Here is a 23720-nt window from a genome sequence, read left to right on the forward strand (position 1 = left end):
ATCGTCAGGCTCTTATTAAAAAACCCTCCCGGAGTAATCCGGGAGGGTTTTTGCTTTGCAAAAATGCTTTGCGTTATGGCATGACTTCCTACTCAACCCCTCATTTCAACGCCTGAAAATAACATCCTCTCTACAAATCTGATAATGAGATTCACAACCACTGGGTTTTTAACCAGTTGTCCTGTATCATTTCATAAACTCTTTATACGGTGATATTAAGATGATAGGTCGTCTTTCCGGAATCTTGCTCGAAAAAAATCCCCCGCAGTTGCTGGTGGATTGTAACGGCGTTGGCTATGAAGTCGGCGTGCCGATGAGCACCTTTTATAATTTGCCTGCTCTGGGCGAAAAGGTCGTATTGCTCACCCACTTGGCAATTCGGGAAGATGCACACGTTTTATTTGGGTTCGGCACATCGGAAGAAAGAAACGTATTCAAGCAGTTGATTAAGATTAGCGGTATCGGTGCGCGCATGGCGTTGTCGATTTTATCTGGAATGTCGGTACACGATCTGGTCCACGCAATAACTTTACAAGAGTCCGGCCGCCTTACCAAGGTCCCTGGCATAGGCAAGAAAACCGCAGAACGGTTATTGCTGGAGCTTAAAGGAAAGTTGGGGGCGGATATTGGCGCGGCAGGGGGGCAAGCGATGAGCGACGTAACCGCAGACATCTTAAACGCACTAGCGGCACTAGGTTATTCAGATAAAGAGGCGGTTTTGGCACTTAAGCAAATTCCAGGGGATACCACAGTATCTGAGGGGATTAAGTTAGCACTGAAAGCGTTATCGAAATTGTAGTGTCAAGTGCAATAGCGAAACTCTCCGTTACGAAGACCGCATAGAGCATAATAAAAGTAATAAAAAAACACTAGAGAAATAATAAGCGACCCGAGCAGTCCTCTAAAACATATTGGTAGGGCGTTCTTCACTCTAAATAACTTACCGAGTCCGGCTATTATCCGAACATGAGCATTCAGACCGACGATTTCTCCGAGCAGCGAATTATCGCCGCTACACCCGCTTCTCCTAATGAAGAAGCGATTGAGCGTGCCCTGCGTCCGAAGCATCTGGATGAATATGTAGGACAGCAAAAAATCCGCGAGCAGCTGGAAATCTTTATTACTGCCGCGCGTCAGCGTAAAGAAGCGCTGGACCATACTTTATTGTTTGGTCCTCCGGGGTTAGGTAAAACCACGCTGGCGCATATTATCGCCCGAGAAATGGGGGTTAATTTACGCCAAACCTCTGGACCTGTGCTCGAGCGTGCTGGTGATTTGGCCGCCTTGCTTACCAATCTGGAGGCCAATGATGTGTTGTTCATCGATGAAATTCATCGGCTTTCACCGGTCGTAGAAGAAATTCTTTATCCCGCACTGGAAGATTATCAAATCGATATTATGATAGGTGAAGGGCCTGCCGCGCGTTCTGTTCGCCTTGATTTGCAGCCCTTTACGCTGGTGGGCGCGACAACCCGTGCGGGCATGTTGACCAACCCCTTACGTGACCGGTTCGGCATCGTCGCCAGGTTGGAATTTTATACGCCGGAAGAGCTTACCAAGATCGTTACCCGCAGTTCCGCTTTACTCAATGCCCCGATAGTCGGGGATGGCGCTTTTGAAATTGCCAAGCGTAGCCGTGGCACACCACGGATCGCCAATCGTCTTTTACGTCGGGTTCGGGATTACGCCGAGGTGAAGGGGAATGGTCAAATTACAAAAGCGATCGCCGATGCTGCGTTGGTAATGCTGGACGTTGACCCGGTTGGCTTCGACGTCATGGATCGCAAGTTACTGGAAGCGGTACTGTTCAAGTTTGGTGGCGGTCCGGTAGGACTTGATAACTTGGCGGCTGCGATCGGAGAAGAGCGCGACACTATCGAAGACGTATTAGAACCCTATTTGATACAGCAAGGCTTCCTTCAGCGTACGCCGAGAGGGAGAATTGCTACCCCAGCGGCTTACGCGCATTTTGGTGTTAGTGCACCCAAGACTGGCCCCAACGGTGAATTGTGGGGATAAAATTAGCGATCCACACAATATCGGCAGAGAGGCAAATCTGGATTCAATTCGAGACCGGGACGGTGTTATGTCGCCATCCCGACAGGCACAGATATGGGTTGATGCGGACGCGTGCCCCAATGTGATTAAGGAAATCCTGTTCCGCGCAGCCGATCGACGTCAAATTATCACTACTCTCGTCGCCAACAAATTGCTACGTACGCCAGCGTCGCGTTTTATACACGCAATACAGGTACCGTCTGGCTTCGATGTGGCTGATCAAGAAATTTTACGTTTGTTGCAACCCAAAGATTTAGTGATTACTGCCGATATTCCGCTAGCAGCGGAGGTCCTCGGCGGCCGCGGCAATGCATTGAATCCGCGCGGCGAGTTTTATACGCACGATAATATCCAGCAACATTTAACGATGAGAAAATTCATGGATGAATTGCGCGCATCGGGTGTCGAGACTGGAGGCCCGCCCCCATTCAGTCAAAGCGACCGCCATTATTTTGCCGCGCAGTTAGATCGATATTTACAAAAATAGCCCATTTTATAAGTCGTGCTTGTGTAAAAATTAAACGTCACAGACAATGCGATAGTCTTCACCAACTTGTGTAAGCGAACCATGCTCATGTCCACCAAAGCAAACCGGTACGCGCATCAGCTTATTGACGCGCGCGCTCGGGCGCGATTGTTACCTCCGTTTTCCACTAGCGAAGTGTTGTTACTTAGTGACGGCTATGACATAGCGAAACGTGTTCTTGACGTCAGTATTAGTCAAGGAGAAGTACCTAAGGGACGCAAGCTCGGCTTCACTAACCGTACGCTATGGCCTAAATATGGCGTGAATGAGCCGATCGATGCATTGATATGGGCGCATATTTTTGATAGCACAGTCCGTTTTGCCGATGATAATCGCGGCATTCAGAGCCTAGAAGGTGCGTTACAACCCCGAATTGAACCAGAAATCGTATTTAAGCTAGCGACGACTCCCGATCCCGATGCCAGTATTAACGACCTGGCAGATTGCATTGAGTGGATGGCACATGCATTTGAAATAGTAGTCTGCCCCTATCCTGACTGGAAGTTCGAGGCCGCGGATGCTATTGCAGCGTTCGGATTACATGGTACGTTGATCATTGGTGAGCCACACGTGCTGTCGACCGCCACGCGGCGTAATCTCGGCGACATTCTTGCGAACGCCAGCGTCTCTCTGTCCTGTTGTACCGACGAGTCGGTGACCTTATGCGGCGCCGGTTTTGGTAGTGATGTGCTAGATAGTCCATTGCATGCAGTCTGGCATTTACATCAACTGCTTAAAACCCAACCAGATTTTGCTCCACTTACCGCTGGGGAAATCATAACTACCGGGACCTGGACCGATGCATACCCGGTACAGCGAGGCCAAACTTGGGTGACTGCATTTTCCGGGGTTACGCTACCTGGGTTGACCTTGTCGTTTGTGTAGGCGGTAGTACTAGTTGAGCAACTCCCCGTAATTTATTGTGATACGGGCCGCACTCCGTGGCTGTGTCCGTTGCTGCGTTGACCGCCGCTGGCCCTGCGTCGTAACGTGCGGCATACAGAGCGTTGCTCGGGTTCGCCGTCTCTTTACAATAATTCTTGAGCGCTACGTAGTTGGCTGGGCCATTAAATTAGTTAAAACTATGGCGGAGATGTTAATGCTCATAGGAAAAAATCAGTCCGACGCGCCTCTGACGCATGCTCAGCGCTAATTTTGAAGTGCTTAGCGCGTTGTCTCGAAGTCCTTTCGGTGAAGCCGGTAACGCAAACAAAAATAAAAAAAGCCGCGCAATCAATGACTGACGTGGCATTTTTTACTTATTAAGCATTATTCTGATTTACTGTTCACGCACCCACGTTTGTGTACGGCCGATCAGTGGTAGACCGATGTAGCCGCGAACATTGAGCTTTTTACCGTCTTCAATGAGGGTCATTTTACTTTTGTAGACTTTACCGTTCGCTGGATCAAGGATCGTGCCGCCGTCGTAATCAGCGCCATCTGCCTTCATGCCTTGCAACATCGTCATGCCGATGATAGGTTTGTCTTTGTTATCGCCTTCGCATTTAACGCATTTAGGATTCAACTCTTCGGGTGCCTCGCGATATAGTTTTTCTATTTTTCCGGAGAACTCGCCATTTGATTCAGTGATGCGAATCAAGGCTTTTGGTTTGCCTGTCGTATCATCAATGTTTTTCCACAGTCCTACCGGCGAAGCCGTTTGTGCCAAGGCGCTGGTTGCCAGCAAAAGAGTAGCGACCAGAATACCGAGTGAATTGTTTTTCATTGCAAATATCTCCGTTATTTTTTTATTGTACGTAAGTGGATATTGTTGACAACATTCGCTTACGCACAGGGATTTGCATGACGATTTACTACAACGAGTGCTCCGTTGCTAATCCTTCAGTTTGCTAAATTGCTCGCGCAGTTTGATCAAAGTGGTAGAAAAATTAGCGACGCGCTCTTGCTCCTGAGCAACCACCTGTGCCGGCGCTCTGGCTACAAAGCTTTCGTTGTTTAGTTTCGCCTGCGCTTTTGTAATTTCCGCATCCAACCGAGTGATCTCCTTAGTCAGGCGCTCTCTCTCGGCGGCAACATCAATTTCAACCTTCAGCATCAGCTTAGCATTACCCACTATAGAAATAGGTGCCGGTGACTCGGGGAAATCCTCTAATACTTGCACTTCGGATAACTTCGCCAGTCCTTGCAGGTAAGGGGCGAACGATTGTAACGCTGGCCTATATGCTGTATCGCCAGCAATAATCAACGGAATTCGCAGGGCCGGAGACAATTGCATCTCACCGCGCAGGTTTCGGCAGGCATCGGTCAGGGATTTCAGTTCTGTCATCCACGCCTCGGCTTTTTCATCGATTTTATCCGGCCGCGCTTCGGGATACGATTGACGCATGATCGAATCACCTGCCGGATCCATGACGTAACCAGTCAAAGGCGCGACGCTTTGCCACAAAGCTTCGGTAACAAATGGAATGATCGGATGCGCAAGGCGCAATACGGTTTCCAGTACTCGCAACAAGGTGCGACGCGTCGCTTGCTGCTGGGCCGCGCTGCCGTTTTGCATCTGGATTTTGGCGACTTCGAGATACCAGTCGCAATACTCATCCCAGACAAATTTATAGATAGCCGACGAAATATTGTCGAAGCGATAGTCGGTAAATCCCTTCGCGATTTCCATCTCGGTGCGCTGCAATTGCGAAACTATCCAACGGTCTGCGTAAGAGAAATTCAGCTTCTCTTTGTTGCATTCGCCAGCGGTATGACCTTCAAAACCACAATCCTTGCCTTCTGTGTTCATCAAAACAAAGCGGGTGGCATTCCATAATTTATTACAGAAATTGCGATAACCATCGCAACGACTCAGATCAAAATTGATATTCCGGCCGAGTGTTGCCAGCGACGCAAAGGTGAAGCGCAATGCATCGGTACCAAACGCAGGGATGCCATCTGCAAATTCCTTGCGAGTCGCCTTGGCGATGCTATCGGCTTGCTTAGGATTCATCAAGCCAGTCGTACGTTTGGCGACCAGCGTTTCAACGTCAATACCATCGATCAAATCAATTGGATCGAGTGTGTTGCCTTTGGATTTTGACATTTTTTGGCCGCTACCATCGCGCACCAAACCGTGCACGTAGACGGTACCGAACGGGACTTTGCCAGTAAAGTGCGTGGTCATCATGACCATCCGCGCGACCCAAAAGAAGATAATGTCAAAGCCGGTCACTAGTACCGATGACGGCAAGAACATTTTGTAATCCGGTGTTTCTGCCGGCCAGCCAAGCGTCGAAAAAGGCAGCAGCGCTGAGGAGAACCAGGTATCCAGCACATCGTCATCGCGGCGGATAGTTTTATCGCCAGCTTGGGTCTGCGCCTCTGCCTCAGTCCGGGCGACGTAGATTTTGCCATCTTCGTCGTACCACGCCGGAATCTGATGACCCCACCATAATTGTCGCGAAACGCACCAGTCCTGAATGTTGTTGAGCCATTGGTTATAGGTTGTGGTCCAGTTTTCAGGGACCATCTTAATCTCGCCGCTGGCAACTTTTTCCAGTGCTACTTCAGCAATCGATTTCCCGGGGAAATGCGTACCTTCAGGTGCAGGCTTACTCATTGCCACAAACCATTGATCGGTGAGCATTGGTTCAATCACGACGCCGGTCCTGTCGCCACGGGGCACCATCAATTTATGTGGTTTTACCGACTCAAGCAACCCTAACGCATCAAGATCTGCGACGATTTGTTTACGAGCAACAAACCGATCCATACCTTGATATTGTGAAGGCGCCTGATCGTTGATTTTAGCGTCCAATGTCAGGATGCTGAGCTTGTCCAAATGGTGACGCTGGCCGACGGCATAGTCGTTAAAATCATGCGCTGGCGTGATCTTGACGCAACCGGTACCGAATTCTTTGTCGACGTATTCATCGGCAATGATCGGAATTTGACGGCCGCATAATGGCAGCGTCAGCATCTTGCCAACCAAATGCGCATAGCGTTCATCGGTTGGATCAACGGCGACGGCGCTGTCGCCCAACATGGTTTCCGGACGCGTGGTGGCAACCGTCAAATGACCGCTGCCATCGACCAATGGATAGTGGATGTACCACATCGAGCCGTCTTCTTCTTCCGACACTACTTCTAGGTCAGAAACCGCGGTGCCCAGCATCGGATCCCAGTTTACCAGGCGTTTGCCGCGATAAATCAAACCTTGTTCAAACAGGCGCACAAAAACTTCGGTCACGGTGCCGGACAAATCGGCGTCCATGGTGAAATATTCTCTGTCCCAATCGGCAGAAGAACCTAGACGGCGCATCTGACCAGTGATAGCAGAGCCGGATTTTTCTTTCCACTCCCAGACTTTTTCGATGAATTTTTCACGACCCAAATCATGGCGCGAGACTTTCTGCGCATCAAGTTGGCGTTCGACGACGATTTGCGTCGCAATACCAGCATGATCTGTGCCCGGAATCCACGCGGTGTTATAGCCGCGCATGCGATGATATCGCACCAGCCCATCCATGATGGTCTGGTTGAAGGCGTGGCCCATGTGCAAAGTGCCGGTAACGTTCGGCGGCGGTAACTGAATGCTGAAAGATGGTTTGCTCGCATCGGTGGTGGCGGCATAATACCCGCGCTTTTCCCACTCGTTACGCCAAAATTGTTCAATCTCGGCAGGGTCGAAAGACTTGGCTAATTCCATGATTTATTGGTGTTTTCTGCTAAAACAATGATTATAAAGTACGACATGCCGTGCTTCGGTATCTGGCGGTGAGATATTTGCACTGCGCGACAATAAAAAACGCTTTCACCTATTTTTTCTGGATTTTCAATCGTTGGTTTTGTATGCATATTGTTAGTTAAAACACAGCAAATACAGTCGAACTCTGGCCTCGGAAAGATCAAATAAAAATCTTTGCGTACCTCCGGCAGGGGGTGTAAAATTCAGTTCGCTGCCTTAAGATGTCTATTAAGTCAGCAAATGCTAGGGGTCCTGATTACCCGGTGTGGATTAAGTAACGTACTAAACGTTGATTAAAAACGCCAGTAATCGGGTGAGAAACACCCTCTGAACCTGATCTGGGTAATGCCAGCGAAGGGAAGCCGTTCGAGTTTGCTGTTGGCCTTAATCAAACGTATACACCGTTATAACGTATACACCATTATTCCGCCGCCTCTCGAAAACTCCTTTGCTGGCCCCACGCCGAGATAACAACGCAAAGGAGCCAAAATGAACGCCAATCCAAAATTTCTGTCCGCCACTGCCACGGTGGATGAAGCCGCCATTCAGCCACTACCGAATTCCCGCAAAATCTATGTCACCGGATCGCGACCGGATATTCGCGTACCAATGCGACAAATCACCCAGTCCGACACAGAAGCCTCGTTCGGTGCGGAAAAAAATCCTCCGATCTATGTGTACGACACCTCAGGCCCTTATTCTGATCCTGACGTCAAAATTGATATCCGTTCTGGTCTGTCGACACCGCGCACGCCTTGGATCGTCGAACGTGAGGACACCGATGAACTACCTGGACCAAGCTCCGATTATGGCGTTGAGCGCCTCAATGATCCAAAGCTTGCCGAGCTGCGCTTTAATTTGCACCGCAAGCCCCGCCGCGCCAAGGAAGGTAAAAATGTCTCGCAAATGCATTATGCGCGCCAAGGCATTATTACGCCGGAAATGGAATATGTTGCGATCCGTGAAAACATGCGCCGTCAGGAATATCTGGAGGAGCTAAAGGCGTCTGGCCCTATGGGTAATCGTCTGGCCGATTTAATGGGACGCCAGCATCCGGGCCAATCGTTCGGTGCCAGCATTCCTGCAGAAATCACGCCGGAGTTCGTGCGTTCAGAAATCGCGCGCGGTCGTGCGATTATCCCTGCCAATATTAATCATCCCGAAGTCGAGCCGATGATTATCGGGCGTAACTTTCTGGTGAAAATTAACGCCAATATTGGTAACTCAGCGGTCACGTCATCCATCGGCGAAGAAGTCGAAAAAATGACATGGGCGATTCGCTGGGGCGGCGACAACGTCATGGATTTGTCGACCGGCAAACACATCCATGAAACGCGCGAGTGGATCATCCGTAACTCGCCAGTACCGATTGGTACAGTACCTATTTATCAAGCGTTGGAAAAGGTCAATGGTAAGGCCGAAGACCTGACCTGGGAAATTTTCCGCGACACGCTAATTGAGCAGGCCGAGCAAGGTGTAGATTACTTCACGATCCATGCCGGTGTGCGTTTGCAATACGTGCCGATGACTGCCAAGCGTCTGACTGGTATCGTCTCACGCGGTGGTTCGATCATGGCTAAATGGTGTCTGGCGCATCATAAAGAATCGTTCCTGTACGATCATTTTGAAGACATCTGCCAGATCATGAAGGCCTACGACGTGTCGTTCAGTCTGGGCGATGGTTTGCGTCCGGGATCGATTTACGATGCCAACGATGAAGCCCAGTTGGCCGAGTTAAAAACGCTGGGTGAATTGACCCAAATCGCGTGGAAGCACGATGTTCAGGTGATGATCGAAGGCCCCGGCCACGTACCGCTGCACTTGATCAAAGAAAACATGGACCTGCAATTGGAGCAGTGCGACGAAGCGCCGTTCTACACGCTGGGACCGCTGACTACCGATATCGCACCGGGTTACGATCACATCACGTCCGGCATCGGTGCGGCCACCATCGGCTGGTACGGTACCGCGATGTTGTGTTACGTCACGCCGAAGGAACATCTGGGATTGCCGAACAAGGCCGACGTCAAGGACGGTATCATCACTTACAAGATTGCGGCTCACGTCGCCGATTTGGCAAAGGGTCACCCTGGCGCACAGATTCGTGACAATGCGTTGTCCAAAGCACGCTTTGAATTCCGCTGGGACGACCAGTTCAACATTGGTCTCGACCCTGATAAAGCACGTGAATTTCACGATGAAACCTTGCCGAAGGACTCAGCCAAAGTAGCGCATTTTTGCTCGATGTGCGGACCGCATTTCTGCTCGATGAAAATCACGCAGGAAGTCCGTGAGTATGCTGCTGCGCAAGGTCTTACCGAGATCGCCGCCTTGAAAAAGGGGATGGAAGTGAAGTCCATCGAGTTCATCAAAAACGGTGCAGAAATTTATAAAAAACTGTGAGTCGGATGATGGAAATTGAACTCAATGGCGCGCCACATCAGCTTGCCGACGCACAGTCGTTGCAACAGTTAGTCGCGGCGCTGGCGTTATCTGGCAAAGCGATCGCCGTCGCGGTTAATCGTCAGGTGGTGCCATCGCATATGTGGTCGCAACACCTGTTGCAACCGCACGACAAGGTTGATCTGGTGCGCGCTATCGGTGGTGGCTAGACACGATGCAAGTCGGGCTGTATGCAGATTTGCGTGCACCCCGGCATTGTATAAAGTAATACGAAAGGAAGAATCATGAACACGAACGATGCCTTCTCAGATACACAAAATGCTGGCTTAACTAATGCTGGCTTAACTAATGCTGGATTAACGATTGCAGGAAAAACCTATCGCTCACGCCTGTTAGTCGGTAGCGGAAAATACCGCGACCTGGCTGAAACGCGCGCGGCGACAGAAGCCAGCGGTGCAGAAATTATCACGGTAGCGATTCGCAGGGTCAACATCGGGCAGGACCCGAATGCGCCGAGTTTACTGGATGTAGTCCCGCCGTCGCGCTACACGATTTTGCCTAATTCTGCCGGTTGCTACACCGCCAAAGATGCGGTCTACACGTTACAACTGGGACGAGAATTATTGGGTGGTCATAAGCTGGCAAAACTGGAAGTGCTGGGTGACGAAAAAAACCTGTTTCCCAATATGCCAGAGACCTTGAAGGCTGCGGAGACGCTGGTCAAGGACGGTTTCGATGTCATGGTGTATTGCAGCGATGATCCGATTCAGGCCCGTATTCTGGAAGAAATCGGTTGTGTTGCCATCATGCCGCTGGCCTCACTGATTGGGTCCGGCATGGGTATTTTAAACCCGTGGAATTTGTCGCTGATCATTGAGCAGTCCAAGGTCCCGGTACTGGTCGATGCAGGAGTCGGCACTGCCTCTGACGCCGCTATAGCGATGGAACTGGGATGCGATGGCGTATTGATGAATACCGCAATTGCCGGCGCACGCGATCCGATTCGCATGGCGCGCGCGATGCGATTGGCGGTAGAGGCCGGGCGCGAGGCTTTTCTGGCGGGACGAATTCCTAAGCGCTTCATGGCCTCGCCGTCGTCACCAATGGCCGGACGTATCGTGTGACCGGGCCAGATAGTCGGCTCAAGCTTGCGAGGCCGCCCTGCGTTCTGATTTTTTCCGGCTCAGATCCGAGCGGTGGTGCGGGTCTGCAGGCAGATATCACGGCGATAGCCGCACAGGGCGCGCATCCGATGTCCGTAGTAACGGTACTGACGGTGCAGGACAATCAGCATGTTTTTGGGGTCTATCCCGTGGCAGCTGATCTGGTCCGGCAACAGGCTCAGGTATTGGTGGATCGGATCGCCATTGCAGCAGTAAAAATTGGTATTGTCGGCAATCGCGCCAATGCCGAAGTGATCGCTGCCATCATCCGCGACTTACGTACGCGCTTGCCTGATTTACCTGTGGTGTTTGATCCGGTATTGGCGAACGGCGCCGGTGACACTCTCTCGACGGAAGATCCGATAGCCGCGCTGGCACCTTTGTTTGCGTTGGCGACGGTGATCACACCGAACCGGATTGAGGCCAACCGTTTGTGTGGTGTTGCCGCTGACGAGGATGGCGATCCTGACGATCAGGCGAAACAATTGTTGGCGCGGGGTTGTCAGCATGTATTGCTAAAAGGTGGGCACGGGCCGGAGCAGGATCATGTGCTGAATCGTTGGTATAGCCGAACGCAGGATCGAAATCAGAGTTGGCGCTGGCCGCGCTTGCCGGGGGAGTTTCACGGCAGTGGTTGCACGTTAGCGGCAGCATTAGCCGGTTTGCTGGCGCAGGGAATGTCCATGGAACACGCGATTGCCGCCGCGCAAACTTACTGTCAGCAAACGTTGAGCTCGTCGTATGCGATTGCCGATGGCCAACGCATTCCGAATCGTTTAACGGCGATGCTGCCATCTACGCAGCGAGCGAAGGAGCAAGAATGAAATCACTGAAAGGCCTCTATATTGTCACTCCCGACTGGTATGACACGGCTAAGTTGCTGGAAGTAAGTGAGCAAGCATTACAAGGCGGAGCAGCCATACTGCAATATCGCCACAAGACAGCAGGGACTGCGTTGCGAGCAGTACAGGCTACGTTATTGTTCGCATTATGCCGTCGCTATCAGCGACCGTTTATCATCAATGATGACGTTGATCTTTGTCTGGCACTGGATGCGGATGGGATTCATGTTGGCGGTACGGATGCCAGTGTTGCCGACATTCGCGCCCAAGTCGGCCCGAACAAAATTGTTGGCACATCTTGCTATGGCAGTGTGGAGTTGGCGCATGCTGCGGTTAGTTCTGGCGCAAGCTACGTAGCATTTGGTGGATTTTACCCGTCGCGGGTTAAGCAATACGAAGTGTCTACGCAAGCAGCAATCGTGACCGAAGCTAAGTCCGTAATTGCGTTACCAAACGTGGTTATCGGTGGCATGACGGTACAAAACGCTACGCCGTTAGTCGCCGCCGGTGCCGATATGGTCGCCGCGATCAGCAGCGTTTATCTGGCGAATGATCCGGTCGCTGCAGCACGCCAATTTGCCGATTTGTTTGCAATTTAGAAGGTTGGCAGATTGCAGATCGATGGATTTGATATATTAAAAACGGCGCTGCGTGCGCCGTATTTAATATTGAATAAAATAATACTGATAAGAATAAATCAGCCTTCCAGCAAACTGCGCAACATCCATGCATTTTTTTCATGCAACTGCATGCGTTGGGTCAACAGATCGGCAGTTGGCTCATCCGATGCAGCATCCACAACCGGAAAAATTGAACGCGCAGTGCGCGTGACCGATTCTTGGCCTGCGACCAGTTGTCGAATCATTTCAGTCGCATTGGGAACACCTACGGCTTCAGGAATAGATGATAGCTTGGCAAACGCGCTGTACGAACCTGGCGCAGGATAGCCCAAAGCACGAATACGTTCGGCAATCAAATCAACGGCTAATGACAACTCGGTATATTGCCCCTCAAACATCAGGTGCAATGTATTGAACATTGGCCCAGTCACGTTCCAGTGAAAATTATGCGTTTTTAAATATAACGTATAAGTGTCGGCCAGCAGTTTGCTGAGACCGTCTGCAATTTTCTTGCGATCTTTATCGTTGATGCCGATATTAATGACCGCGACGCTTTTCTTTGCAACTACCTTTGTAATTACTTTTGTAGCTAACTTTGCCATTGCATTGCTCCTTCTAGGACTGGTTTTGGAATTTGCCGAGAGGCTTGTATCCTGTGCCGGACCCATTCTATGTCAATTCGCGCGATAGCGTGTTTTATGTCCATCAGCCCGAAAGGAACCTGCGGGAGCAAGATTACTTTCATAGCGGGAGATTGCGCAGGAGATTTTTAGTCTACCGACATATTTCCCATCGCCTGCTCCGAGCGCCGATACAGCAGAATTGTCAGCGCGATCCCCCCCAGCGAGGCGAGTGAGGCAAACAGAAACACTTCGGGGTAACCAAACGCGGTGGCGATCAATCCGGCCAGCGGTCCGGTAATGCCGAGCGCAACGTCTAAAAACATGGAGTAGGTACCCAACGCACTGCCACGATTGTGTTGCGGTACGGTGCGCACCGCTTCGACGCCCAGTGAGGGAAAAACTAGCGCAAAACCGAAGCCTGTGAGCGCGGCGCCGCACAGTGCCACCCAAGAGGCGGTAGAGAATCCGAGTAATAGCAATCCGAGCGCCTCAATGGCAAAGCAGGCAACCGCAACCCGGAACCCGCCAAAACGACCGATCGCACCGCTAAAGAGTAATCGGGCACCTACAAAAGCACTACCAAACAAGGTCAGGGCGAAAGCGGCATTAGACCAATGATGGCTGGCGTAAAAAAGTGTGATGAAGGTAGCGATCGACCCAAATCCAATGGAGCCGAGAGCCAGGCCGATGCCATGGGGTAACACGCGTCGCAATACGCTTTTGAACGAGAGATGCTCGCCTTTGATGACCGCCGTAGCCTGTTTACGCCGTGCTAAATAATAGCCCAGGACAGATAAAACGGCGATGATAACGCCAACCCACGATAAGCCCCAGGCGTGCACAATAACCACGCCAAGCGGCGCACCTGCTGCTAGCGCGCCGTAAGTAGCGATACCATTCCAGGAAATCATTCGCGCAGTGTGTTGAGCGCCTACGCGACCAATACCCCATGCAATGGCACCGGTACCGACCAGACTTTCGGCGCAACCGAGCACTAGTCGCCCGAGCATTAATACCACCAGACTAAGCCACGGTATCGGCATCAGCAATGCTGCTACTATTAGAACAGCACCGCTAACGCCGCATCCTATCAAGCCATATAGAACCGAGGTTTTGGGGCCGACCGAATCGGCAAGGCGACCGGCACGCGGGCGGCTTAACATGGTTGCCAGATACTGAACGCTAATGGCGAGACCTGCGATGACGGAACTGTAGCCGAGATCGACGTTAACATAGCCGGGCAGGACGGCTAACGGCAAACCTATCGACAGGTAGCAGATAAACGTGAAAAAAGAAGTAGAGATGATATGGAACGTGACCGCGCTCTCTGACAGAGGTTGCAGATCGGGCGGTGAAACAGGTGAATCACCATGCTTTGAAACTGACGGTGGGACGCGTTTCAAGCGGGCTTGTTCGAGCATAGTAGGCAACGTAAAGAAGGTGATCGATTTGAGATTGGCGACAACCAATGGTGTATAAAAAGACTAGATAAATGATTGTTACAGAAACAGTGGCCAGCACTAACAAATCGCACGTTGTTATCGCAATTCGGTGATATCTAATCAGTAGTTAATCAATAATCATAACCAGTAATTAAGCAGTGATTTTAATAGTTGTAAATCCAAAACGGTGCCTCAATTTCATGATGCAAATCACAACTTTACTTTAATGCAAGACACTATTTTACTCTCGTGTCCTGATTATCGCTTGCTGGCCCGCAAAACGGCAGGGATTCCGAGTCGCCCCTGATTTCCGGAACGGTTTGACGTGTCTTAGTCCGAACTTCGTAAATCCGCTTCCTGAGCTGCCACGCAGCTTATAATGGTGAGATGCAAAATCTCCTTTTGAACCTCAATCCCGAACAACTCGCCGCCGTTACCTTGCCAGCCCAGCCCGCATTGATTCTTGCCGGTGCAGGATCAGGCAAGACGCGCGTGCTCATTACGCGTATTGCGTGGCTAATTCAAACCGGACAGGTCTCCCCGTCTGGCGTGCTGGCCGTCACCTTTACCAACAAAGCGGCCAAGGAAATGATGATGAGGTTGTCGGCGATGTTGCCGATAAATACACGCGGGATGTGGATTGGTACTTTTCACGGCTTATGCAATCGTCTGCTGCGCGCCCATCATAAAGACGCTGGCCTGACCGCGACGTTTCAGATACTCGATTCACAAGACCAGCTATCGGCAATTAAACGTCTTCTCAAGTCATTAAATATTGACGATGAAAAATATCCGCCGCGCAACTTGATGTATTTTATTAATGGTGCCAAGGATCAGGGTCTGCGGGCGCATCAGGTTGATGTCAGCGACGATTACAACCGCAAATTTGTCGAACTCTATGCGTTATATGATCAACAATGTCAGCGTGAGGGCGTTGTTGATTTTGCGGAATTATTATTGCGTACCTATGAATTACTGGCCAGAAATCAACCGTTGCGTGAGCATTATCAAGCCCGCTTCAAGCATATTCTGGTCGATGAGTTTCAGGATACCAACGATCTGCAGTATAAATGGTTGAAGTTGATGGCAGGGCAGGGCGGCACGGTCTTTGCCGTTGGCGATGACGATCAAAGTATTTATGCGTTTCGTGGTGCCAACGTCGGCAACATGAGCACTTTTGAGCGCGAGTTCAAGGTCGAAAATTTGATCAAGCTGGAGCAAAATTATCGCTCGCACGGCCATATTCTGGATTCCGCCAACACGCTGATTGCCAACAATAGCAAGCGCCTGGGAAAAAATTTACGCACTGATGCCGGTCACGGTGAGCCGGTCAGAATCTACGAATCCACCAGCGATTTGCTGGAAGCGCAGTGGATCATAGAGGAGGCCAAAAGCCTCATCAATGAGGGTGCGACGCGTAGCGAAATTGCGATTCTGTATCGCTCTAACGCACAGTCGCGGGTGATTGAGCATGCCTTGTTTTCAGCAGGGATTCCGTACCGGGTATATGGAGGGCAACGCTATTTTGAGCGCGCAGAAGTCAAGCACGCGATCGCCTATTTGCAATTGATGGACAACCCGCACAACGACTCCGCATTTTTACGGGTAGTGAATTTTCCGACCAGGGGGATCGGCGCACGTTCGCTCGAGCATCTGCAAGATGCGGCCCGCCAGCAAGGGATTTCGTTATATGCAGCGGTCCCCTATGTGGCGGGCAAGGCGGGTGCTTCTCTTGGCGCTTTTCTTAAATTAATTGAAGGCACGCGTTTCGAAGCGCAGCATCTGCCGCTGCCGGAGATGATACAAATCATGCTCGACATGAGTGGCCTGATTACCCATTACCGGTCGGAAAGAGAGGGGGCGGATCGTATTGAGAATCTGGAGCAACTGGTCAACGCTGCGACGCTGTTCGTTGCGGAAGAAGGTTTCGGACACAACGCGCCCGCTTTGTCAGGTCCGCAAGCCGATGTGCTCGCCGCGGCTTCCATTACGACTGCGGACGGGATTGAGATTATCGATGCCGATGCGCGACTGTCGTTCATTATGTCGCCACTGTCAGCCTTCTTGTCACATGCTTCACTGGAGGCGGGCGACAATCAGGCTAAAACGGGACAAGACGCTTTGCAACTGATGACCGTCCACTCATCCAAGGGACTGGAGTTTGAGGCAGTATTCATCACAGGATTGGAAGAAGGTTTGTTTCCTCATGAAAATTCGCAGAAGGAAGAATCCGGCGTGGAGGAAGAGCGGCGTCTGATGTACGTTGCCATCACGCGTGCAAAGAAGCGTCTTTACATGAGTTTTTCGCAAACGCGCATGCTGCACGGTCAGACCCGGTATAACTTGCGCTCGCGGTTTTTTGACGAGTTGCCGGAGCAGGCGCTGAAGTGGTTGTCGCCCAAAATACAGGCACCGCAACATAGCTGGTTTGCCCACCCGAAAGCGGCATGGGTAGACGAGCCGCAGTTTGGGGCGAATACGATTGCCAACAAATTTACCAAACTTGATCTGGGCTGGCGCATCGGTGAGAACGTTGCCCATCTGAAGTTTGGCGAGGGCGTCATTGTTAACATCGAAGGCAGTGGCGACAGCGCGCGTGCACAGATTAACTTTGGCAAACATGGGATGAAATTGCTAGACCTGACGGTTGCCAAGTTGGAGAAGGTTTAAACACCTGACTAACGTAAAACCGCTCCAGCGGCGATGTGCTTTCTAGCCGCCTTGCGCAACCCGGCCTTAGTGGCCGCTCTAACATACTGTCTTCGTCGGCAAGGTAGGAAGCCCTTTACTGGGACGATTTTGGGTAAGCCCTTCATCGTCGCTGCCCCACCGCATTAGGAAAGCGACGCGTTTGAATACTTGTTTGAATATGGTTATTTAACTGCTTTGTCAGTGATGTTGGTTATATTTGGCTTGCCAAATATCTGCGTGTAAGTAGGGTAAAACGAGCAGTACATCACAACTGTCAGCAGTATCGATAAGGGCAATAGCACCATAATCGTAATGGATGCATTGCCTGCCAGCAACGCCACGATGACGCTCACAATCGCTGGCAATACCACGCCAAAAAGTGCCCAGGTAAGCCCGTACACCAGAAATGCCTTGGTCTCGCGCTGAACCGCAAAAAAACTAAAGAAAATTGCCTTCAGGACGCTCATTTTTTGCCACACAATAAGTGGTGCGGCGTACCAGAATCCCATCGCAAATGGCACGTATATCGCGGCGGAAAACATCATTGCCAGCGACATATTGGATTCTTGCGCGGTCTTGGCGTCAAGTGGAATCTGGCCCGTCATCGCCTGCCAGAAAACACCCCCATCAATCAGGGACGACGCACCGATCGCGATGATTGCTGCCAGTAAATACAGACATCCAAGAAGCAACAGATTCTTAACTGCCGGTGATCGAAATCCGGTCAACAATAAGTTAGGGAAGACGCGTTTGCCTTCCTCAATCTGTACGCACGCCTGCATGAATGCCATCGAAAATACCGGTACCAATATCAGCGGCAGCACCTGGCCTAACACTGGAATGATACCCAGAGCCAGCATCAGAAACATGTACGCGAGAAACAGCGTGGAGAGTTCAGCAGGTTGTTTACGGAACAGCGCAAAGCCGCTTTTCACCCAAACCCAGCCAGTTTTTGCAGGTAATTTTTCCATTATTTTCAGACCAGGGCCGGAGCCGGGTGAGCAATGCGCTGTCGCAATATCCGTTCAAAATCAGTCGGATCAAGCGGCGTCAGCATTTCTGCTGGGCGCGGTAAATAAAAGTCATAAAGACGCGATAGCCAGAACCGCAAAGCAGCAGCACGTAACATCGGTTGCCATGCAAGTTGTTCGTCAATGCTAAATGGCTGCACCGAACGGTAGCCGTCCAGCATTGCCGCCACGCGTGTTTCATCTAGCCCGCCGGTATGAACATCAATACACCAATCGTTGACGGTGACGGCGAGATCAAATAGCCAGGTATCGCATCCCGCAAAATAAAAATCGAAAAATCCCGTCAGCCGATCGCCGTCGAACATGACATTATTGCGGAACAGGTCGGCGTGCACAGGACCGTTCGGCAAATTGTTAAAAGTTTCCGTCTCCGCAAAGTCTTCCTGAAACTGCAATTCGGCGCGAAGCAACTGTTGGATTTCTTCCGGCAAAAACGGCAATACTACTGGCGCCGTCTCGCGCCACCAGGACAGGCCGCGTAAGTTAGGCTGCTTAATAGCAAAATCCCGTGCGGCCAGATGCATCTTTGCCAGCATCTCGCCTACCGCGTAGCAATGCACCGGGCCCGGTGACATTTGCGATTCGCCGGCTAGTTTGCTGACGATGGCAGCGGGCTTACCGTGTAACGCATTGATAATCGATCCGTCCGCGTTCGCAATCGGCGCTGGTACCGCCACGCCACGCTGCGCCAGATGACGCATGAGCTCCAGATAAAACGGCAATTGTTCGAAGCTAAGCTTCTCAAAAACAGTTAGTACGTATTCGCCAGCTTCAGTATCTATGAAGAAATTGCTGTTTTCAATGCCAGACGATATGCCTTTAATTGCTAGTGCTTTGCCTAAAGGAAATTGGGATAGCCATTGGGTCAGGTCATCCAGACTGACCGGGGTAAATACTGCCATGAGAAAATTTAAAAAAGGAGATTTCGGAAAAAGTCGAAAGGACATGCCATTTGTGAGAATGCTGAGCAAAGACACCATATCAGTCTTTGCCCGCATCTTTGCCTGGGCTACAAAAAGCTACATATTGCGGTCTGAACTGGCTTAACTACCTGGTGCAGCTGGCGGCGCTGGCGCTGTTTTGCCACCGCCCTGCTCGTCACCGGGTTTTGCAGGTTTTTCTTTCTTTTGGCCCCAGTCAAATTCTTTGATCACCCATTGAGCACCGTTAGCGGACGTGTTATCGGCGTCAACACTCTTACGCGGGATGATGTGGTAAGAACTGCCGCCACTATTTACCTTGATATCAGTTACAACACCCTGCTGGCGTTGTTGGGTGATACTGCCCTCCGGCGCTTTCTGTTCTTTTTCAATAGAAATGGCCGGTTTTTCGCCTTCCTCCAAGTGTTGCATCTCTGGTGGAGGAGGTGCCAGGCCGGTCGGACGCGCTGGGTCGGCCGATTGCTGCGCCAATACTGTTGGCGTCACGGACGCTCCAAACGCTGCGATGAAGAGCGCTGCGATGGTTGCCATAGGCCAGACTTTGAGGTTATTCATGGTTTTGGATACCTATTTGTTCGGTGATAGCAAACTAGCGGGAAAATCTAGTTAAATGCATTTAGCTCATTGTAACAAACCGGCTGTAGCGATAGGGTCCGACCTGTCTTTCTGGCTTAAATAGCGGTGATAAATCGTTCTTTTTCCAACAATCGAAAAATAAACGGCATTTCCTGATGGAAATTTAAAAGGTAGGCGGAAAATTGTCTTTTTTTGTTAACTCTCGCGCCAGCATGCCCGAGGGTTCTGATCATAAAAATGTCATTAATGCTAAGGAGAAAATTTTGCGCGAGAAAAGCAATCAAATAGGGAGCCATTAGCAAGTAAATAGCAAGTAAATAACAAGCAGAAACAAAAAATAGCGAGCAATAGGCCGCATTGAGCCAGACCGGCCTATAAGACCGGTCCCGAAGCTTCAATTGATCTTTAAAAAAGGTTGTTGATGTTACTGCACAAGTTTTCCGACAGACTCTTACAGCACTGCGCCTGTGTCGGTATGACGCTCCGCCGAATCTGCCAGAGATGTTTCACCCTTGTCATAAAAATCAAACACTGCATCAACAATACTTGCAGGATCGTCGATCACCTGAATGAGATCCATATCCTTTGCGCCGATCATGCCGGTCGTCACCAACGTTGTGCGGAACCAGTCCAACAAACCGCTCCAAAACTCTGTCCCAACCAGAATAATCGGAATATGCCGACATTTGCCGGTCTGAATTAAGGTCAACACCTCAGTCAACTCATCCATCGTGCCAAATCCGCCCGGCAAGACGATATACGCATCCGCATGTCGCACAAAGGCGACTTTACGCGCAAAAAAGTGCCTAAAACTTAGAGAAATATCTTGCCACTTGTTATTGCTTTGCTCGTGCGGCAATTCAATATTGAGTCCGATGGAAGGCGATTTGCCTTCAAACGCGCCGCGGTTGGCGGCTTCCATCAGGCCTGGACCACCGCCTGAAATCACCGCAAATCCTGCATCTGAAAAACGCCGCGCGATATCTGAACATTGCGCGTAATACGGGTTATCCTCTTTAATCCTTGCCGAGCCAAAGATGGAGACGGCGGGGTGCAACTCTGACAGACGTTCGGTTGACTCGATAAACTCTGCCATAATTGTGAACATATGCCACGATTCGCGTGCCTTCTTGGAAGTAGCGCGTTCGATGTCCGTCACTTGCCGCAAACGCGGCACATTCTTTCCGTTCGAATTTGATTCCATATGCAAAAAACCCTGCTGTTAGTTGATGGTTCCAGTTACCTTTATCGGGCTTTTCATGCCTTACCCGACATGCGCAATGCCGACAACGAGCCAACTGGCGCGTTATACGGCATTTTAAATATGCTTCGCCGTTTACGACTTGATTACCCCGCAGCTTACATTGCCTGCGTGTTCGATGCAAAAGGGAAAACGTTTCGTGACGATATGTATGCTGAGTACAAAGCGACACGCGCTTCCATGCCTGAGGACTTAGTTAAACAGATTACGCCAATTCACGCCGCTGTGCGCGCTATGGGCTGGCCTATTTTAATGGTGGAAGGGGTGGAGGCCGATGATGTCATCGGTACTTTGACCGTTCAGGCCGTCGCCCACGGCATGACCGCGGTGGTATCCACCGGCGACAAGGATCTCGCCCAGTTGGTGAATCAGCACGTAACGCTGATCAACACCATGAATAATGAAAAGCTGGATCCGCCCGGCGTGGTGGCCAAATTTGGCGTTCCGCCGGAACGTATCGTGGATTATCTTACCCTCATCGGCGACACCGTTGATAATATTCCCGGGGTTTCCAAGGTGGGTCCGAAGACAGCGGTAAAATGGCTGGCGCAATATGACACCGTCGATCAGGTCATTGCCAACGCCGCCAATATCGGTGGAGCGGTCGGTGAAAACTTGCGCAAGGCGGTCGACTGGCTACCGCAAGCCAAAGCGCTGGTAACGGTTAAAACCGATTGCGACCTAAGCGCACACATGGGCACTTTTCCTGAGTCGCTGATCGTGTTGCCGCAAGATAACGCAACATTGATTGACCTTTACACACGCTACAATTTTAAAACCTGGCTGCGCGAACTGGGCGGTAGCATGGCGGCATCCGCACCCGCTAAAAACAGCGGCACATCGGATCTCTTCGATACATCAACTACTTCCCACACCAACAAAGTTGGCGTTATCGGCTCAGTCGTAACGGCAGTGGAAGATTTCGTGCAGAGCACCTTATTTCCACAAGCAGTGACCAATTACGAAGCAGTCACGACCGAAGAACAGCTTGATCGCTGGCTGGAGGTTATTGCCAATGCGCACATCACTTCCGTCGATACCGAGACCACGTCGCTTGATCCGATGAGCGCGCAGTTGGTCGGTATTTCCCTGAGCTGTGAACCTGGTGTGGCGGTGTATATTCCGGTGGCCCATCGCGTGCAGGATGATGTGCAGCAGTTATCGCGGGCGTTCGTACTGGGCAAAATGCGATCTTGGCTTGAAGATCCCGACAAGTTAAAAATCGGACAGAACCTAAAGTATGACAGTCATATTTTTGCTAATCAGGGCGTGACTTTGCGCGGCATATTGCACGACACGATGTTGCAGTCCTATGTTTTTGAGTCACACCGACCGCATGACATGGACAGCATGGCGTTGCGCCATCTAGGGCATCAGACGATCACCTTTCAGGAAGTTTGCGGCAAGGGCGCATCGCAAATTTGTTTCGATGAAGTTGAGATAGCGCGGGCCACAGAATATGCGGCAGAAGACGCCGATATTACGCTGCGTTTGCATCACACCATGTGGCCACATATCGAGAGTGATAAAAAACTGCGCTTTATTTATGAAAAAATCGAAGTCCCGACCGCTGTTGTTTTGCAAAAAATAGAACGCAATGGTGTATTGATTGATGCTGGTTTGCTGAAAACGCAATCGAACGAAATTGGTAAGCATCTGCTTGAAATCGAGCAGCAGGCCTACACCCTGGCAGGCCAGCCATTTAATCTTAATTCACCTAAGCAACTGGGCGAGATTTTCTTCGAAAAACTGCAGCTGCCGATCATTAAAAAGACACCTTCGGGCGCGCCCTCCACCGATGAAGAAGTTTTGCAAAAACTGGCAGAAGATTATCCGTTGCCGAAGATTTTGCTGGATTATCGTAGTCTCTCCAAACTGAAGTCGACTTACACCGACAAGTTGCCGAAGATGATTAATGGCAATACCGGCCGTGTGCATACTAACTATGCGCAGGCGGTGGCGGTCACGGGACGGCTTTCTTCCAACGATCCAAATCTGCAAAATATTCCGATCCGCACCGCAGAGGGCAGACGCATTCGGGAAGCGTTTATCGCGCCGGAAAACAGCCTGATTGTGTCAGCCGATTACTCGCAAATTGAGTTACGCATCATGGCCCATATTTCCGGTGATGAGAACATGTTGCGCGCGTTTGCCGATGGTATCGATATTCACCGTGCCACCGGCGCTGAAATTTTTGGGGTCCTTGCGCAAGATGTCAGCAATGAGCAGCGGCGCTATGCCAAAGTCATTAATTTTGGTCTGATCTACGGTATGAGCGCATTTGGTCTGGCTGGCAATCTTGGCATCGAGCGCGCGGCTGCACAGATGTATATCGAAAAATATTTCATGCGTTTTTCCGGCGTCAAAATGTTTATGGATAACACGCGCCTGCAAGCTAAGGCGCAGGGATATGTTGAAACGGTCTTTGGTCGCCGCCTGTGGTTGCCTGAAATTAATTCGCCAAATGGTCCGCGTCGTCAGGGCGCGGAGCGTGCGGCGATCAATGCGCCTATGCAAGGTACCGCTGCAGATTTGATTAAATTATCGATGATCGCCGTACAGGGATGGCTAGAAACCGAACAGTTAAAGTCAAAAATGGTCATGCAAGTACACGATGAATTGGTGCTGGAAGTGCCGCAAGAGGAACTAGCGTTAGTCAGAGTAAAGTTACCTGAGTTAATGGCGAGTGTGGCCACGCTACGCGTGCCGCTGATCGCCGAAGTTGGTGTCGGTAAAAATTGGGATGAGGCGCATTAAGTGCTGCAAACTAAGTGCCTCAAACGCACGGACTCGACCTGCGCAAGTGGGGCAAGAGTGCCTGCACGCGTTGAAGCTATTACGCTGGCTGGA

Annotated in this window: 19 protein-coding genes and 1 riboswitch; of the genes, 11 read left to right on the forward strand and 8 right to left on the reverse strand. The window is 50.8% G+C overall.

Going from position 1 to position 23720, the window contains the following annotated elements; translation table 11 throughout:
• Nucleotides 1-220: 220 nt before the first annotated feature.
• From ruvA to HAV38_RS11750, 4 genes are all read left to right on the forward strand, one after another.
• A complete protein-coding gene (gene ruvA, locus HAV38_RS11735) occupies nucleotides 221-799 on the forward strand; it encodes a Holliday junction branch migration protein RuvA (RefSeq protein ID WP_168055583.1) in 579 nt (192 codons plus the stop codon).
• 167 nt (nucleotides 800-966) lie between these two features.
• Entirely contained in the window at nucleotides 967-2019 is a 1053-nt protein-coding gene (gene ruvB, locus HAV38_RS11740; protein WP_168055584.1) for a Holliday junction branch migration DNA helicase RuvB, read from the forward strand.
• Nucleotides 2020-2086: 67 nt separating this feature from the next.
• Complete coding sequence (locus HAV38_RS11745) at nucleotides 2087-2545, forward strand: YaiI/YqxD family protein (protein ID WP_168055585.1); 459 nt, start codon at nucleotides 2087-2089, stop codon at nucleotides 2543-2545.
• 81 nt (nucleotides 2546-2626) lie between these two features.
• Nucleotides 2627-3469, forward strand: coding sequence for a 2-keto-4-pentenoate hydratase (locus HAV38_RS11750; RefSeq protein ID WP_184013427.1), 843 nt, complete (start codon nucleotides 2627-2629; stop codon nucleotides 3467-3469).
• 394 nt (nucleotides 3470-3863) lie between these two features.
• On the opposite strand, the gene HAV38_RS11755 is transcribed toward HAV38_RS11750, so the two are convergent.
• Both HAV38_RS11755 and HAV38_RS11760 read right to left on the reverse strand, forming a co-directional pair.
• Entirely contained in the window at nucleotides 3864-4310 is a 447-nt protein-coding gene (locus HAV38_RS11755) for a DUF2147 domain-containing protein (protein ID WP_168055587.1), read from the reverse strand.
• Between the two features lie 108 nt (nucleotides 4311-4418).
• Nucleotides 4419-7238 carry a valine--tRNA ligase gene (locus HAV38_RS11760; RefSeq protein WP_168055588.1) on the reverse strand — a complete coding sequence of 940 codons (2820 nt, stop codon included), beginning with the start codon at nucleotides 7236-7238 and terminating at the stop codon, nucleotides 4419-4421.
• A 274-nt stretch (nucleotides 7239-7512) separates the two neighbouring features.
• Nucleotides 7513-7654: riboswitch (TPP riboswitch) on the forward strand.
• A gap of 112 nt (nucleotides 7655-7766) precedes the next feature.
• On the opposite strand from HAV38_RS11760, the gene thiC reads away from it, so the two are divergent.
• From thiC to thiE, 5 genes are all read left to right on the forward strand, one after another.
• A complete protein-coding gene (gene thiC / locus HAV38_RS11765) occupies nucleotides 7767-9680 on the forward strand; it encodes a phosphomethylpyrimidine synthase ThiC (RefSeq protein WP_168055589.1) in 1914 nt (637 codons plus the stop codon).
• A gap of 8 nt (nucleotides 9681-9688) precedes the next feature.
• Nucleotides 9689-9889 carry a sulfur carrier protein ThiS gene (thiS, locus tag HAV38_RS11770; protein WP_184013431.1) on the forward strand — a complete coding sequence of 67 codons (201 nt, stop codon included), beginning with the start codon at nucleotides 9689-9691 and terminating at the stop codon, nucleotides 9887-9889.
• A 75-nt stretch (nucleotides 9890-9964) separates the two neighbouring features.
• On the forward strand, nucleotides 9965-10804 hold the full coding sequence (locus tag HAV38_RS11775) for a thiazole synthase (protein WP_221313830.1): 840 nt from the start codon (nucleotides 9965-9967) through the stop codon (nucleotides 10802-10804).
• Complete coding sequence (gene thiD / locus HAV38_RS11780; RefSeq protein ID WP_168055591.1) at nucleotides 10801-11667, forward strand: bifunctional hydroxymethylpyrimidine kinase/phosphomethylpyrimidine kinase; 867 nt, start codon at nucleotides 10801-10803, stop codon at nucleotides 11665-11667. Before HAV38_RS11775 ends, thiD begins: the two co-directional genes overlap by 4 nt.
• Entirely contained in the window at nucleotides 11664-12284 is a 621-nt protein-coding gene (thiE, locus tag HAV38_RS11785; RefSeq protein ID WP_168055592.1) for a thiamine phosphate synthase, read from the forward strand. The genes thiD and thiE overlap by 4 nt, the downstream gene beginning before the upstream one ends.
• 98 nt (nucleotides 12285-12382) lie before the next feature.
• Here thiE and HAV38_RS11790 read toward each other — a convergent pair whose 3' ends face one another.
• Together HAV38_RS11790 and HAV38_RS11795 are read right to left on the reverse strand one after the other, a co-directional pair.
• Complete coding sequence (locus HAV38_RS11790; protein ID WP_168055593.1) at nucleotides 12383-12907, reverse strand: Dps family protein; 525 nt, start codon at nucleotides 12905-12907, stop codon at nucleotides 12383-12385.
• Between the two features lie 167 nt (nucleotides 12908-13074).
• Nucleotides 13075-14349 carry an MFS transporter gene (locus HAV38_RS11795; protein WP_168055594.1) on the reverse strand — a complete coding sequence of 425 codons (1275 nt, stop codon included), beginning with the start codon at nucleotides 14347-14349 and terminating at the stop codon, nucleotides 13075-13077.
• A gap of 408 nt (nucleotides 14350-14757) precedes the next feature.
• On the opposite strand from HAV38_RS11795, the gene HAV38_RS11800 reads away from it, so the two are divergent.
• Nucleotides 14758-17040 (forward strand): UvrD-helicase domain-containing protein, encoded by a 2283-nt coding sequence (locus tag HAV38_RS11800; RefSeq protein WP_168055595.1) that lies wholly within the window; start codon nucleotides 14758-14760, stop codon nucleotides 17038-17040.
• 203 nt (nucleotides 17041-17243) lie between these two features.
• Here the strand turns inward: HAV38_RS11800 and HAV38_RS11805 are convergent, their stop codons facing one another.
• From HAV38_RS11805 to HAV38_RS11820, 4 genes are all read right to left on the reverse strand, one after another.
• On the reverse strand, nucleotides 17244-18032 hold the full coding sequence (locus HAV38_RS11805) for a BPSS1780 family membrane protein (protein WP_168055596.1): 789 nt from the start codon (nucleotides 18030-18032) through the stop codon (nucleotides 17244-17246).
• 5 nt (nucleotides 18033-18037) lie between these two features.
• A complete protein-coding gene (locus HAV38_RS11810) occupies nucleotides 18038-18994 on the reverse strand; it encodes a homoserine kinase (RefSeq protein ID WP_168055597.1) in 957 nt (318 codons plus the stop codon).
• Between the two features lie 141 nt (nucleotides 18995-19135).
• Nucleotides 19136-19588, reverse strand: coding sequence for a hypothetical protein (locus HAV38_RS11815; protein WP_168055598.1), 453 nt, complete (start codon nucleotides 19586-19588; stop codon nucleotides 19136-19138).
• Between the two features lie 472 nt (nucleotides 19589-20060).
• Nucleotides 20061-20813 (reverse strand): LOG family protein, encoded by a 753-nt coding sequence (locus HAV38_RS11820; protein ID WP_168055599.1) that lies wholly within the window; start codon nucleotides 20811-20813, stop codon nucleotides 20061-20063.
• Between HAV38_RS11820 and polA the strand changes: the two genes are divergently transcribed.
• Nucleotides 20814-23627 carry a DNA polymerase I gene (polA, locus tag HAV38_RS11825; RefSeq protein ID WP_168055600.1) on the forward strand — a complete coding sequence of 938 codons (2814 nt, stop codon included), beginning with the start codon at nucleotides 20814-20816 and terminating at the stop codon, nucleotides 23625-23627. It abuts the gene before it with no gap.
• The last annotated feature ends 93 nt before the right edge of the window (nucleotides 23628-23720 follow it).

Source organism: Glaciimonas immobilis, assembly GCF_011947285.1.
Taxonomy (GTDB): domain Bacteria; phylum Pseudomonadota; class Gammaproteobacteria; order Burkholderiales; family Burkholderiaceae_D; genus Glaciimonas; species Glaciimonas immobilis.

Excerpts from the sequence above, each read along its gene's own strand:
- ruvA (WP_168055583.1), top strand. The coding sequence starts at position 221 with ATGATAGGTCGTCTTTCCGGAATCTTGCTCGAAAAAAATCCCCCGCAG.
- ruvB (WP_168055584.1), top strand. The coding sequence starts at position 967 with ATGAGCATTCAGACCGACGATTTCTCCGAGCAGCGAATTATCGCCGCT.
- HAV38_RS11745 (WP_168055585.1), top strand. The coding sequence starts at position 2,087 with ATGTCGCCATCCCGACAGGCACAGATATGGGTTGATGCGGACGCGTGC.
- HAV38_RS11750 (WP_184013427.1), top strand. The coding sequence starts at position 2,627 with ATGCTCATGTCCACCAAAGCAAACCGGTACGCGCATCAGCTTATTGAC.
- HAV38_RS11755 (WP_168055587.1), bottom strand. The coding sequence starts at position 4,310 with ATGAAAAACAATTCACTCGGTATTCTGGTCGCTACTCTTTTGCTGGCA.
- HAV38_RS11760 (WP_168055588.1), bottom strand. The coding sequence starts at position 7,238 with ATGGAATTAGCCAAGTCTTTCGACCCTGCCGAGATTGAACAATTTTGG.
- thiC (WP_168055589.1), top strand. The coding sequence starts at position 7,767 with ATGAACGCCAATCCAAAATTTCTGTCCGCCACTGCCACGGTGGATGAA.
- thiS (WP_184013431.1), top strand. The coding sequence starts at position 9,689 with ATGGAAATTGAACTCAATGGCGCGCCACATCAGCTTGCCGACGCACAG.
- HAV38_RS11775 (WP_221313830.1), top strand. The coding sequence starts at position 9,965 with ATGAACACGAACGATGCCTTCTCAGATACACAAAATGCTGGCTTAACT.
- thiE (WP_168055592.1), top strand. The coding sequence starts at position 11,664 with ATGAAATCACTGAAAGGCCTCTATATTGTCACTCCCGACTGGTATGAC.
- HAV38_RS11790 (WP_168055593.1), bottom strand. The coding sequence starts at position 12,907 with ATGGCAAAGTTAGCTACAAAAGTAATTACAAAGGTAGTTGCAAAGAAA.
- HAV38_RS11795 (WP_168055594.1), bottom strand. The coding sequence starts at position 14,349 with ATGCTCGAACAAGCCCGCTTGAAACGCGTCCCACCGTCAGTTTCAAAG.
- HAV38_RS11800 (WP_168055595.1), top strand. The coding sequence starts at position 14,758 with ATGCAAAATCTCCTTTTGAACCTCAATCCCGAACAACTCGCCGCCGTT.
- HAV38_RS11805 (WP_168055596.1), bottom strand. The coding sequence starts at position 18,032 with ATGGAAAAATTACCTGCAAAAACTGGCTGGGTTTGGGTGAAAAGCGGC.
- HAV38_RS11810 (WP_168055597.1), bottom strand. The coding sequence starts at position 18,994 with ATGGCAGTATTTACCCCGGTCAGTCTGGATGACCTGACCCAATGGCTA.
- HAV38_RS11815 (WP_168055598.1), bottom strand. The coding sequence starts at position 19,588 with ATGAATAACCTCAAAGTCTGGCCTATGGCAACCATCGCAGCGCTCTTC.
- HAV38_RS11820 (WP_168055599.1), bottom strand. The coding sequence starts at position 20,813 with ATGGAATCAAATTCGAACGGAAAGAATGTGCCGCGTTTGCGGCAAGTG.
- polA (WP_168055600.1), top strand. The coding sequence starts at position 20,814 with ATGCAAAAAACCCTGCTGTTAGTTGATGGTTCCAGTTACCTTTATCGG.